Here is a 13,624-nt window from a genome sequence, read left to right on the forward strand (position 1 = left end):
TTTCAATAATATTATTTAAAAAATTTCTAACGTTTTACACGTGCATTACCCTGCCAGACACTCCATACCATATCTTCATCTGCCGGTTGAGCATAGTCAGTAAGAAACGTTGTTGCAAGCGCGCCGGATGCCCATCCAAACTGAATCCATTTTTCCGGTTCCCAGTTTTTAAGTATTGCGTATAGTAAACCACCAACAAATCCATCACCTCCGCCAATTCTATCAAGCACAGTTATTTCGCGGGGATTAACTATGTGCCAGTTATTTCCTTCAAGCATAATAGCACCCCACAAGTGTTTGTTGGAACTGACGACTTCTCTCAGTGTAGTTGCAAACACAGAAGCATTAGGGAAACTTTGTTTAACACGACCAATCATTTCTTTGAAGCTTTCAATTTTTTCTTCAATACCTTTTCCACCGGCTTCAGGTCCTTTAATGCCGAGGCATAATTGAAAATCTTCTTCATTGCCTACGAGTATATCTGACACTGATGCTATCTCAGTGAAAGCATCTCTTAATTCTTTTTCTCTTCCTTTCCAGAATGAAGCACGGAAATTTAAATCGAAAGAAATTTTTGTTCCGTGTTTCTTAGCAGCTCTTGCAAGTTCTAAACAGAATTCAGATGTCTCGGCAGATAGTGCGCCGATTAATCCTGAAAGATGAATTATCTGCACACCTTCTTTTCCAAAAATTTTATTAAGATCAAAATCTTTTACATTTAAAGTTCTTCCAATCTCACCGGCTCTGTCGTTGTGTACTCTTGGTCCGCGCGAGCCAATGCCGCTGTCGGCAATATTAAACTGGTGACGATATCCCCACGGTCCGCCTTGTGCTACATCTTTTCCTTCAAAATCCATATACCTGCTTTTAAGATTACTCTTTATGAATTTTGCTATTGGACTATCTTTGACAAACACTGTTAATACTTTTACAGGAAGACCGAGAAAAGATGAAATGCTTGCAACATTTGTTTCAGCGCTTGTTGCCTGCATCATAAATATATCACTTGAATGAACCGGTTGTCCGTTAACCGGTGTTATTCTTACACCAATACTTGTCGGGACAATCAGTGAATATTTAAAATCATTTTTTAATGTAAGACTCATTTACTATTTCCTTGAATAATTTTCTTTGATATTTTTTTACACACCGCTGTATGAATTAAATCCGCCATCAACAGGGATGACAACACCTGTAACAAACTTTGAAAGATCAGAAACGAGATATAACAATGTTCCTATCAGTTCGTCAGGTTCACCGAATCTTCCCATTGGTGTATTATTAATTATTTTTTCACCGCGTGCAGTTAGCTTTCCGCTTTCTTTATCGTACAATAAAAACCTGTTCTGATCCGTTACAAAAAATCCGGGCGCGATTGCATTAACTCGAATATTTACTTTTGCAAAATGAACAGCCAGCCATTCGGTAAGATTATTTATACCTGCTTTAGCCGCTGAATATGCCGGTATCTTAGTTAATGGTCTGAACGCATTCATTGAAGATATATTAATTATACTTCCGCCGTTTTTGATAAGGTCTTCACCATAAACCATTGTTGGCAGGACTGTTCCTAAAAAATTCAGATCAAATACTTTTCTGAATGAATCAATTTCAAGTCCAAGCAGTGAAGTTGACAAATCATCAATGTTATCCGGTGTTACAAATTCTGATTTTGTTGTTGCGGTAGGAGCATTACCTCCCGCACCGTTAATCAGAGCATCTATCCTTCCAAGACTATCATTAATTTCTTTTTTGCTCTGTAGTAAAAGATCTTTATCAAGAACATTCGCGAAAATTCCTATCGCAGAATCACTTCCACTTTTTTTGTTGATCTCATCAGCAACGTCTTTAGCACGTTCAAGATTAAAATCCACAATCGCTACCTTCGCACCTGCTTCAGCAAGTCCTAAGCCTAATGATGTACCGATCACGCCTGCACCGCCGGTAATAACGCATACTTTATTTTTTATTCCTTGAATTTCGTATTTCATTTAATTCCTTCTTAATTATTTACTGCTGAATTAATACTGCTCATAATTGTATTTGCATTTTCAGTCAGTTTGTTGTAATCACCATACTCAATAGCTTTTTTATCGAGCAATGCTGTTCCGAGTCCAACTGCGCATGCGCCTGCTTTAATCCAATCACCCGCGTTTGTTAATGACACTCCGCCTGTCGGCATAAGTTTTAAATGAGGCATTGGTGCAAGTATCGCTTTGAAGAAAGCCATTCCAACAACATCAGCAGGAAAAACTTTTACAATGTCAGCGCCATATTCATAAGCAGTTTGAATTTCAGTCGGTGTAAAACAACCGGGCATTGCGGGAACATTAAATTTATGTGCTGTTTCAATTATTTCTTTTTTAAGGATCGGGCTGACAACATATTTAGCGCCCGCTTTAATAGCGTCTTCAGCGACTTGCTTATTCAGAACTGAACCAACACCAAGTATGATATTTTTATCAACTTCGTTTGTCATCTTTTCAATTAATTGTATTGCATTAGGAACGGTCATAGTAATTTCTGCGACTGTTACACCACCAGCAGCAATTGATTCAATTATCTTTTTTAGTTTTTCAGGTTCTTTCGCCCGTATTACCGCGACAGCTTTTCGTTTTAAGATTTCATTTTGGATAAGGTCTTTACTCATTTTATTTAAATGGCTCCAGATGTTTGAGGAAATGTTTTATAAGGATATTGTAATGTGTCTCTTCATTTTGTTTCAGACAATTTAAAAGTCTTTCTTTGAACTTTAACTTACCATGCTCATCTTTATCAGTCACTACTCTTCCGAATGTAACATGAAGAACCTGCCTGCAGTCATCCGAGAAAAAAAGTTCAAGAAGTTGTTCATCAGAATATTCATTTCCCGGTTTTACTTTATTCAGGTCTGCTGAAACGTGATAGGTTTTCTTTTCATTCTCATAAAGTGAACGCGAGTAATCTAATATTTCCCTGAACAGTGATGGTTCTTTTACAGCGGATACTTTCAATGCTTCGAGGTAACTTGTCCCTGCAGTTTTAACATGTGTGAATGCATTGCTCATTGAACCGATAACTTTATAAACTGAAAATTTATCACTCCCCGAATGTAAACTTATTTTATAACTGCCGAAGTGTTTAACGATGCTTAGATGTTTGATGTATTCTGTTCTGAATAATTCAATGTCACCCTTGTAATCAATTCCTTTTTCAAAATCGCCGATGAACCTTGGTGCAAGACTGACAAAGTTTACGTTTAATCTTTTTAATTCGTTTGCAATAAAGAAATGTTCAAATGGTGATGTAACTGATTCAGTTTCATCTACAGACACTTCAACTTCAGAATTATAGTCAGCATACTTCGTCTTAAGATAATCATTTAACATCCTGATATGAGCCAATGCATTCCCGTATTTAACAAGCGCTCGTTTAAAATCTGTTTCAGAAGGTTTAAGCTTTAATAAATTAGAGATATTAATTTCTTTATTAGAATAAACTGATGATAACCCGTCATAAGAAGAATTCAAATTCTGCCAATTGAGTTGTTTGATAGCAGTATCAAGCTGCATTTCATTCAGGGAGTCAGCCTCATTGTTTACATATTCACCTGGATCAAATGTAAACATTGTAAACCCGGCGGCAACCATTAGATCAATATCGGCGGTGGTTTTTAAATGATCTGCATCAGCACCAAAACCTGATATATAACCTTCCTGGAACACAGCCCATACAGCAGCGTCCATTACTTCTTCTGGTGTTCTTTGTGTACGTGTTAATTCTCTTATTGATTGCTGCGCAAGCACAGGTTTAAAGTTACTTCCATTGAGTGAACGAATATGACCGGCGTTTGCAAGTCCGAGCCTATCACCAAATCCGAATGAGTTTGATAACCCGATAACAACAGGTTTGGTAAATAAAAAATATTTCTGGATCTGTCTTCTGTTGTCTGTGTTCATCAGGCACTTCTTTAATAAAACACCGGATGAACTTTCCGGGACAAGCATTGTTCCTTCAAACTCAGATACGATTTTATTATTAATATTCTCAAAAAGTATGAAAAGATATTTTTCCGATTTCTCTTTTCCTATGAAGAATAACATTCCTTCATAAGATTGAATTGATTTCGGATAAATATTCAATTCATTTTTACCATTAATTGTTTTGTTAATTATAGTATTGTCAATACTATTCCGTGTGAGCAATTCAGCTCTCAAAGTTGATGTTTCCATAGTTCCGTCTTATTTAAAGTTTGTAAGCTTTTTTAACTAAGTTGTAGGTAAGTTCTTTTGCCAGTCTTAATGCTTCTTCAAGAGAAATTATATGTCTTGCAACAAGCCCTGCTAAAAAGTTTGAATCGATTCTTCGCGCAACATCATGACGTGCTGGTATTGAAACGAATGCACGTGTATCATCGTTAAACCCAACTGTATTATAAAACCCTGCTGTCTCTGTAACCATTTCACGGTAGCGTGTCATTCCTTCAATGCTGTCATGGAACCACCATGCCGGACCAAGTTTCATCGATGGATAATGACCCGCAAGCGGCGCAAGTTCTCTTGAGTAGTTTGTTTCATCGAGAGTAAAAACTATTACCGTGAATGCAGGGTTGTTTCCGTATTTGTTCAAAAGTTCTTTAAGATTTTTTGTGTACTCGGTCTGAAGCGGAATATCACATCCTTTATCAAGTCCGTATTTTTCATATACTACCTTGTTATGATTCCTGTATGCCCCCGCGTGTACCTGCATTACAAGCCCGTCGTCAGTACTCATCCTTGCCATTTCCATTAACATGTGCGCGGTAAATAATTCAGCGTCACCTTTTTCAGATTTCTTTTTTAATGCCCTTTGAAAAATCGCATCGGCTTTTTTATGTGATAGTTCATGAGTATATGGAGAAATTATTCCATGGTCTGTTGATACGGCTCCATTTTTTTTAAAGAACTCTCTTCGTTCTTCAAGTGCCTTTATGAATGATTTGTAGTTTGTGATTTTATATCCAACAACTTCTTCAAGCTTTTTGATATTTGATTTCCACTGAGGGTTGGATAAATCAGTAACCGCATCAGGTCTGAAACAGGGGATGATCCTTCCCTTCCATCCGGAGGATTTTATTTTCTTATGATGACCAAGATCATCCGATGCTGCATCGGTTGTTGATAACACTTCGATATTAAATTTTTCAAAAAGATTTCTAGGAAGAAACTCCGGTGATTTTATTTTTTCGTTAAGTTCATCATAAATTTTAAGTGCATTACTTCCATCGAGTTTTTCTTTTATACCAAATACAATGTTGAACTCATAATCAAGCCACACTCCCGATGGCGTTCCATTGAACATGTAGTAATGTTCAGCGAATATTTTCCAGATTTTTTTCGCATTTTTTTCTTCTGCCTCACCGTTCACATCAGGAATACCAAGTGATTCAAGCTTTACTCCTTGCGAGTATAGCATCCTGTAAATGTAATGATCGGGTATCAGGAATAACTGAGTGGGATGCGGAAAGGATTTATTCTCACTGAAGATTGCCGGATCAACATGTCCGTGTGGACTAATTATAGGGAGCGACTTAACTGAGTTATAAATTTCCCTGGCATAGTTTCGTACCGATTGATCGGGATTAAAAAATCTGTCTTCGTGTAAATTATATTCTGCCATTTTTCATTCGTCTATTTTATAAGAGGAGGATTGTTTAATTCTATTTGAGTAATGTTAAGATAATTTATAAAATCTGCTTCGTTCGTGACGCCGTTGGGTTCCTGTTCCCATGCAGCACAGAAATAATATTCTGCTTTATCATTTTCAGGTTTAAGAACCAGTATGTGACTTAATTCATCTTCTGTCAGTTGCAATATCGATGAGGTTTTATAAAATATTGCAATTCCGAGTTTATCGGTTTCGTTAACCAGAGTCTGGCTTCCATACAATGCAATGTATGACCATTCGCCTTCGATCTTACTTTTAATAAAATTTGTACCTTTATATTTAGCAAGTCCCGTTGCAAGACTGTCAGCATCCTTAATATGTAAGTCAACTTTGGTTAATCTGCTACCAGCGGTGATTGAAAAATCACATTCAAGATCATATTTGTTTTCACCGATAAGCCAGCCGAAATAATTTGTTTTTATTCTTGAACGAACCGGACCGTTCTCTCTAATCTCACAATAAACGCTATCGGTTTTTGATACCATATTTACTTTACCATTCTGCCACAGAGCAACAGAACCTATTCCGAGAGAACTTCCTACTTTGAAAATATCCATTCCCCATTCCTGCATTGAATGATATGAATCATCTTTAGCAACTGTGTCATGAATACCAACGTTGTGGAGTAAAAGTTCATTCACTTTCTTGCCGAAGATGTCGGTCGCGTTACGCCAATCAAGATAAAACCGGTAACCAACTAATTCTGATTCCCAGCCGGGACCTTCATACCTGAATAGAGCATCATGATCCGTGTGGATTGACGGGACTTTAATTTTAGTTACGTTCTCAAATTTGTCACCACGAAATCTACCATCATAATAAATGTTTCCTTGCTTCATCGAGAGTTCGGCATACGTGCGGGTTTTATATTCTTTTTTATTTTCTACCGGAACCAGAGTAAGTGTCTTTTCTTCATTCGCAGCAAGATCTAAAACAAAACCAATTTTTAATCCTTCGTCATTAATTATCTGAAATGGAATTTCAGTTTCTCCATCTTTAAGAATAAAATTTTTAAGATCAGTGTTTAGTGTTTTGATTATAAAAACATCTTTAAGGAATGCATCTGTTTGATTCTGAACTTTGATTGTTTCAGATTTATCGCCCGATTGACAAGCAAGAAGCAAGAGTATAATCGGGATAAGGAATAATGCTTTTAGTTTTTTCATTTAGCTGGTAAAATTTGAAATGAATTTTATTGTTGTTTAGTCTTTTAAAAATTTTGCGAGCGCCGGAATTTTTATTCGAATTTCCGCTGAAGCCAGATCACATATTCGGAATGCACCGGTTGGAGAGAAGTGCGTGTCATCAGTTTTTCCTTCCGGCAATGAATTATATTCATTGGGTGATATATGAAGGAATAATTTTTTTGAATTTTCTTCTCCATAATTTATTAACAACTCTTCGGAGCTTTTGTGAAGATCAAGCAGGATAACTTTTTTTTCGACTGCTAATTCACGTATTACTTTCGGATAATCTCCATGCACATCATAAAACTTTCCATTCTCATCAAAACGTCTTCTTACTATTGGAGTAGCTAAAATTGGGATGCCGCCTTTTTGGAGAGTTTCGGTAATAAACTTTTCAAGGTTCTTTCTGTAATCTGTATTTGCATCTGCAAATCTTTTCGGGTCTTCTTTCTTTGTATCGTTATGTCCGAATTCGATTATCACATAGTCGCCGGGTTTAATTTTGTCATAAACAGAAATCCATCTACCTTCATCTAAAAAACTTTTTGTGCTTCTGCCGTTAACTGCATGGTTTTCTATTTTTATACCTTCTTTAAAGTATAGCGGAAGTATTTGCCCCCAGCCTTTTTCAGGATTACCGTCTTTATAAGGTTTATCAGCCATTGTTGAATTACCGATCATATAAATCGTAATCGGATTACCAGGGTTTTCAGTTTGACTAAATACCAGTTGTACGCAAAGAATGAATGTTATTAAAAGTGCTCTTGCAGAAGGAGTGATGTTTCTTCCCTGAGATTAAAATTCTATTTACAAATGATTAACAAATTAATTACGCTACCCATTCGCTCCGTTGTCCGTTTCCTCTTAACAATAATTTTGTTTTAAGCTGAATATTTTCTGAATGAACCGGCTTATGGCTGTTAAGAATTTTCAGGACAAGATTGACTGATTCCCTGCCGAGTTCAATGGTTGGCTGATCAACAAAATTGAACATAGAAGGCACAAGGTGTTTAAAATTATTATTACCGAAGCATGTCACAATTATATCTTCAGGAATTCTTATTCCTTTATCAAGAGCAGCTTCATACATTCCTAAGGCAACAGGATAAGTAACCGCAAGTATAGCCGCAGGTAATGAGCCTCTGTCATACATTTCAATAAATGCTTTGTAACCATCCTCTTCACCAAATCCGCCTTCAACAACCCAGTTCGGATTTACAGGGACTTTGTTATCCTTCATCGCTTCATAAAATCCTTCGAAGCGCTGTTTACCAATATTGATATATGTGTATCCGCCAATGTGACCTATCTTCTTGATTCCTTTTTTAAGGAAATATTCCACCGCTGTATAAGCACCGCCTTTATCATCAACCGTAACACTGGGCACATTCTTCAGGTTTGGAACACGATCAATAAAAACAAGTGGAACTTTTCTTTTTTGAATCTGTCTGAAAACCGAAAGGTCTTTTGTTTCCTGTGTGATCGAAACTATCAACCCATCTACACGCATGGAAAGAAGAGAAAGGATATGTTTACGCTCGCGTTCTGCCATTTCCTGCGAGACCATTAATACAATTTCATAGTTGTTTTCAAGAGCGGTATCATATATTGATTCAATCACTGAAGCAAAAAAGAAGTGCGCAATTTTAGGCACTACAACACCAATAATATTGCTTCTTCTTGATGAAAGATTTTTTGCCATAAAGTTAGGCATGTAGCCGAGCTTATCGGCCAGTTCTTTCACTTTACGTTTCATGTCGACTGAAATATCAGGATGGTTACGTAAAGCTTTTGAAATCGTAACCTTTGAAACATTCAGCTTTACAGCAAGATCTTCAAGCTTTATAGATTTGATTCTGTTTGTCAATTTATTTTTTACTCTCGTTATTAATAAAACTGATGATCATTTTTTTAATGAGTGCAGGATTTACTTTCCAGTTCCATTGCTGCGAACATAAAAGGACCGTAACCTTTAAAATCATTTACCCTTTGCGGTTCGCTTATATAATAATCAAAACTTCCATCACGGTAAGGTTTGCCGCCTAATCCACCAACCGAACAAACATGGTTAAGATAGATCAGTCCGTCTTTATCAATAGTGACAAGGTTATCAATTGCTGATTTGAAAGATTCATCCGCAATTGTAAAAAACTTTTTATTCAAATAACTTTTGTTTGCACCTTTTGCAAATGCGTAAATAAACATCATAGAAGAACTGGCTTCAATGTAATTTCCATCACGGCTTCCCTGGTCAACAACCTGGTACCATAATTTGGTTTTATCGTCCCTGTAAATTAGTAAACTCTCGGATAGTTCATTTAATATTGAAATAAGTTCTTTTCTGTCTTTATGATCTACAGGAAGATAATCAAGCACATCGACAATCGACATCATGAACCAGCCAATCGCTCTTCCCCAAAAGTTAGGTGATTGTCCTGTTTCTTTATCAGCCCATTCCTGTTTTTTGCTTTCATCGTATCCGTGGTAATATAGTCCAGTTTTTTCATCTCTCAAATATTTTTTTACAAGTGCATACTGTTTTATTATATCGTCAAATTTTTCGGGATGGTTAAACACTAGTGCATAATATGCGAGGAAAGGTTCGGCCATAAATAATCCGTCAAGCCACATCTGGTATGGATAAATTTTCTTGTGCCAGTATCCGCCTTCATTTGTCCGCGGATGCAGCAGCATCTGATGTTTCAGTGTGTCAGCAGCTTTTTTGTATTTTTCATTCCCTGTCTCATTATATAAATGAATAAGAACACGACCCGGAGAGACATTATCAATGTTGAAGTCATTCATATTGTAGGTTTTAATGTTGCCGTCGTCTTCAACATAGTAGTCTATATTCTTTTTGATGTAGTTAAAATATTTTTGATCGCCTGTGTGTTTATACCACCTGTAAAATGCTTCGAGTATCAGTCCCTGTTCATAATTCCATCTGTAACTTTTTGCTTCAGTTGGATAAGCAACAGTGTCAGGGTGAAGTTTGATGAAACTATCCGCCGATTTTTTTGACCAGCAGTTGATATCAATAGTCTCTTCCTGGGCAACAACAATATAAGTAGCTGAGGCTATCAGTACTATTGAATAAATAATAATAAATGTTTTGCTTGTAAGAAATTTTTTCATTCACAATTCCGGTTTAGTAAGTTGTAAAAGTCCATATTTCCCCGGTTATAGTATCAGCTTTGGTGATGGTATTAATTTGCCAGTAGTACTTTTCGCCTGATGAAACATCATCAATATTAAATTCCGTACTCCTGCTAGATCCAGAAAAAGCCAGAGATGAAGTCTTTCCAAAATATATATCATAGGATTCCGCATCTATGCCTGCTTTCCATTTCAAAGTAACCGATCCCGATTGATTCAGCATTGAATTCCTTCCCGGTGAGGGAAACTCGGCATACGGTAGAATGTTATCTAACTCTGTTTCGGGATTCCATTTTTCCGGGGCTGTTGCGAAAGTCCATTCAGCATTAATTTTTTCAGGTTCCGGTGATTCCACCGCTTCATTTAAATTGTCAGCATGCCAGTCGTAATCTCCTGATTCCCTTACACAGTTATAGTAGTAATATCTTTCTCCCCATTTAAAAACTCTGACAGGATTTGACGGAGCTAAAAACATTTTTTGATCTTTCATGTTTTCAGAAAAGACACAATCGATCAGAAAGAATTGACCATCACGATGATTCCTTCCCAGAACAAAATGCGGTACACCGTCAAAGTAAGAATTTTTTATAACGAACTTACTTTGCTCACTAAAACTGCCATCGTGCCAGATGCTTGCGCTGGCTTTCGAACTTAACTGATAGAATTTACTGTCGGTTATGTAACACCATCCGCGCGGACAAACAAAATCGACGTAACCCTCAAAGTTGCAATTGTAATGATAGTACTTTCCGAATTCAGGATTCCATAGGGAAACTGTATCACCGCCATCAGCTTTAATATCACAATTGATCAGAATTATTTTATCAATATCAAATCCACGGATGGCGAACTGATGATCATTATCTCCGAAAAGTGAACCGTAGTTATTGTACACTGTTAGATTTGCAATTGTGATATTTGAAACGCCATCAGCAATATTAATCACTGCAGAACCCCAGTCATTATCATTGTTATCTTTGCGCCAGTTTGAACGAAGTTCAGCAAATATGATTTGTGTTTTATGCCTGTCTTCACCAACAAATGTAATATTACTTTTAGTGATGAAAAGTTTTTCGTTATATGTTCCGTTTTTAATTTTAATATAAACACTTTGGTTATTATCGCTTTCAACAGCGTCAATAGCAGACTGAATAGTTACAAATTGTCCGCTTCCATCTTTTGCAACAACAAGTTCAATATTTTTATCCGGTTGAAAACCTGATGCCGATGCAAAAATAAAGAACATTAAACAAAGAAAATTAAAGGTAGTTGAAATCATTGTTCGGGTATTTTATGTATTAGGTAATAGGAATTAGTTTCCGCCACGAAGAGATTTTTCCTTTCCCGCCTGATACAATTTTTCATTTCATTCATTAACTATCACCAGGGACTTAATTTCAACTACCAATTATTTATTATTACTTCAACAACAACATTTTATTCGTTGCAGAAAATTTTTCCGTCTTCAGCGTACAGAAATACAACCCGCTGACTAAATCTGTTGCGACAAATTCAGTTGAATAAAATCCCGGATTAACCAGTTCATTCAGCAGCACAGCGACTTCATTCCCTAGTACATCGTATATTTTTATGGAAACAAAACTTAATTCGGGAACCTGGTATTTTATAATCGTTGAGGGATTAAACGGATTTGGATAATTCTGCTCAAGTGCAAAAGAAACCGGTTGTGTGCTTTCACCTTCTTCTACCGGTAATGGATGGTCAGAGTCAGCTAAAGTCCAGTATGAAAAATCTGAAATCCCTGACAGCTCAACGTAGTTCTGAGCCGGATCAACAGTACTGCCGAACCTTTCCCATGTACCATCATTTCCAGTTGGAGATTTAACCATTTGTAATCTTTCTTCCGGAATCCCGTTTAGTTCTGATTCATCGTAATAAAATCTTAGTGTTGCATTCAATCCAGTATTGTTAGAAGGCAAAATATTAAAGACTCTGGTAACACCTTCGTTTCCACCGCCTGTTGGTGTTGAATGAAATCTTTCAACTGTGGTACTGCCAAGATTGGAAGCCGAAGTTATCACAGCCCCAAATCCTCCAACATTTACAGATGATGGTGTATTAAGATCTGATACCGTTATAAGTTTTCCTGTACTTCCTTTCACGGTATTTCCATTAGTCTCTGTAAGCATTGCATTGGTTCCAAGTGTAACAGTATTTCCGTTAAGATCAAGATCACCATTCAGAATTTTTAATGAGTTATTTACAGTCAGATTGTTATTAAGTGAAAACCCGTTCGGATTGTTCACTGCAAAACCGCCGACTGGATTTGGAAGTGCATCTCCAAACGCCTGAACCACATCACTTTTATATTCATAGTTTGCATCAGGATTGTAAGATCTTGTTCCGTTTACCCGGATATTACCAAGAGTATCCGACAGTGTTATACCATATGCGCTGCCTATTTTTAATGTCCCTCCCGGTTGCAGAGTAAACGAGCCTTCACCCATCAATCTTGATTCAGATTTCATTTCAAGTGAACCTTCAACAACAAAGTCTCCAGCCGTTGATGAACCCCATCTTAATGTGTCAAGATCAAAGACAACTTCAGAGCCTGCTTTTACGGTATCATAAACGGCAGTACCCATATAAAATCTTACATCCATATCTACATACTGCTGACCTGTTCCTATAAAATTGAAAGAAAAGGAACCAAGTGAATTAGTAGCTACACTACTATTGGCATCAATCGAAACGTTACCAGCAACGTTTACGATTCCAACACCCGGTCCTGCTGAACTGCTTGTACCAGCCTGGATTCTTCCGCCTTGAACAACGAGATCACCGCCAATGTTTATTATACCAAGTCCAGCTGCATTCGCACTTGAAAAGGTTCCAAGTCTTGCATCAAAGTACGGTTCTTCACTATCGATAACATAAACGTTACCAAGAATATCCCATACTCCGACAAGTCCGTTATCTCCAACATCTATACAAGACATCGTGCCTTTTAATACATAAAGATCACCTTCAACTAAATGAGATTGACTTCCGGTTACAGGACGTACTCCGCGAAATACAACATTGGATGCTGAATTATTTATAATCAGGTTTCCGTGAATAACAAGGTTGCCACCCGGTACACATCCTTCATTACGCTGGATCATGAGATTTCCAAATTCAAGATTACCTTCACCACCAACAGTACCGCTGCCGCTGTGTATAACTGTACTATTCGGTTCGAGGATACGGTCCATTGATCCGGGAACTTTCGGATTGGTTGAACGATTATAATATTTGGAATCATTTTCAAGAAGAAGAGTTTCACTCACGCCTATAGTATCTACACTTGTTGCAAATATTCCATCTGCATATACTGATAGGTTACGGCAAATAGCCGGACCGGTTGTGTAAACCGAATCACCACCCGCAATCACAACATCACTTGTCGCAGAAGGAACAACTCCGCCAAGCCATGTTGATGCGTCACCCCAGGCACCCCCGCCGGTTCCGTTGCTGAATACCTGTGCATGTATTACTGTACTGAGCAACATAATAAGAGAAGCGGTTACTATTGTTTTTAATTTCATACTGACCTCAATTTATTTTCATTTAAGCACTGCCTGTGTACAGAACGC

The 13,624-nt window shown here is 37.2% G+C and carries 11 protein-coding genes; all 11 read right to left on the reverse strand.

Annotated features, from left to right (window positions below; translation table 11 throughout):
- Window positions 1-26 precede the first annotated feature (26 nt).
- Window positions 27-1,106: a sugar kinase gene (locus IPM56_13680; GenBank protein QQS35288.1), complete on the reverse strand. Its 1,080-nt coding sequence runs from the start codon at window positions 1,104-1,106 to the stop codon at window positions 27-29.
- 36 nt (window positions 1,107-1,142) lie between these two features.
- Window positions 1,143-1,991, reverse strand: coding sequence for an SDR family oxidoreductase (locus IPM56_13685; protein QQS35289.1), 849 nt, complete (start codon window positions 1,989-1,991; stop codon window positions 1,143-1,145).
- An 11-nt stretch (window positions 1,992-2,002) separates the two neighbouring features.
- The gene (locus tag IPM56_13690) at window positions 2,003-2,650 is read right to left on the reverse strand and encodes a bifunctional 4-hydroxy-2-oxoglutarate aldolase/2-dehydro-3-deoxy-phosphogluconate aldolase (GenBank protein QQS35290.1); all 648 of its coding nucleotides are present in this window, start codon (window positions 2,648-2,650) and stop codon (window positions 2,003-2,005) included.
- Between the two features lies 1 nt (window position 2,651).
- Entirely contained in the window at window positions 2,652-4,211 is a 1,560-nt protein-coding gene (locus IPM56_13695) for a hypothetical protein (GenBank protein QQS35291.1), read from the reverse strand.
- A gap of 13 nt (window positions 4,212-4,224) precedes the next feature.
- Window positions 4,225-5,637: a glucuronate isomerase gene (uxaC, locus tag IPM56_13700; GenBank protein ID QQS35292.1), complete on the reverse strand. Its 1,413-nt coding sequence runs from the start codon at window positions 5,635-5,637 to the stop codon at window positions 4,225-4,227.
- A gap of 11 nt (window positions 5,638-5,648) precedes the next feature.
- Complete coding sequence (locus IPM56_13705; protein QQS35293.1) at window positions 5,649-6,851, reverse strand: DUF4861 family protein; 1,203 nt, start codon at window positions 6,849-6,851, stop codon at window positions 5,649-5,651.
- Window positions 6,852-6,887: 36 nt separating this feature from the next.
- Window positions 6,888-7,553, reverse strand: a complete 666-nt coding sequence (locus tag IPM56_13710; GenBank protein ID QQS35294.1) for a rhamnogalacturonan acetylesterase — start codon at window positions 7,551-7,553, stop codon at window positions 6,888-6,890.
- A 148-nt stretch (window positions 7,554-7,701) separates the two neighbouring features.
- Entirely contained in the window at window positions 7,702-8,739 is a 1,038-nt protein-coding gene (locus tag IPM56_13715) for a LacI family DNA-binding transcriptional regulator (GenBank protein QQS35295.1), read from the reverse strand.
- Between the two features lie 44 nt (window positions 8,740-8,783).
- Window positions 8,784-10,007: a glycoside hydrolase family 88 protein gene (locus IPM56_13720; GenBank protein ID QQS35296.1), complete on the reverse strand. Its 1,224-nt coding sequence runs from the start codon at window positions 10,005-10,007 to the stop codon at window positions 8,784-8,786.
- A gap of 13 nt (window positions 10,008-10,020) precedes the next feature.
- A complete protein-coding gene (locus IPM56_13725) occupies window positions 10,021-11,307 on the reverse strand; it encodes a pectin esterase (protein ID QQS35297.1) in 1,287 nt (428 codons plus the stop codon).
- Window positions 11,308-11,446: 139 nt separating this feature from the next.
- On the reverse strand, window positions 11,447-13,576 hold the full coding sequence (locus tag IPM56_13730; GenBank protein QQS35298.1) for a T9SS type A sorting domain-containing protein: 2,130 nt from the start codon (window positions 13,574-13,576) through the stop codon (window positions 11,447-11,449).
- Window positions 13,577-13,624: the final 48 nt, after the last annotated feature.

The sequence above is a fragment of the Ignavibacteriales bacterium genome, assembly GCA_016700155.1.
Classification (GTDB): Bacteria; Bacteroidota; Ignavibacteria; order Ignavibacteriales; family Ignavibacteriaceae.

Bases quoted from the DNA above. Each gene is read 5' to 3' on its own strand.
- IPM56_13680 (QQS35288.1), bottom strand. From the start codon at position 1,106: ATGAGTCTTACATTAAAAAATGATTTTAAATATTCACTGATTGTCCCG.
- IPM56_13685 (QQS35289.1), bottom strand. From the start codon at position 1,991: ATGAAATACGAAATTCAAGGAATAAAAAATAAAGTATGCGTTATTACC.
- IPM56_13690 (QQS35290.1), bottom strand. From the start codon at position 2,650: ATGAGTAAAGACCTTATCCAAAATGAAATCTTAAAACGAAAAGCTGTC.
- IPM56_13695 (QQS35291.1), bottom strand. From the start codon at position 4,211: ATGGAAACATCAACTTTGAGAGCTGAATTGCTCACACGGAATAGTATT.
- uxaC (QQS35292.1), bottom strand. From the start codon at position 5,637: ATGGCAGAATATAATTTACACGAAGACAGATTTTTTAATCCCGATCAA.
- IPM56_13705 (QQS35293.1), bottom strand. From the start codon at position 6,851: ATGAAAAAACTAAAAGCATTATTCCTTATCCCGATTATACTCTTGCTT.
- IPM56_13710 (QQS35294.1), bottom strand. From the start codon at position 7,553: ATGATCGGTAATTCAACAATGGCTGATAAACCTTATAAAGACGGTAAT.
- IPM56_13720 (QQS35296.1), bottom strand. From the start codon at position 10,007: ATGAAAAAATTTCTTACAAGCAAAACATTTATTATTATTTATTCAATA.
- IPM56_13725 (QQS35297.1), bottom strand. From the start codon at position 11,307: ATGATTTCAACTACCTTTAATTTTCTTTGTTTAATGTTCTTTATTTTT.
- IPM56_13730 (QQS35298.1), bottom strand. From the start codon at position 13,576: ATGAAATTAAAAACAATAGTAACCGCTTCTCTTATTATGTTGCTCAGT.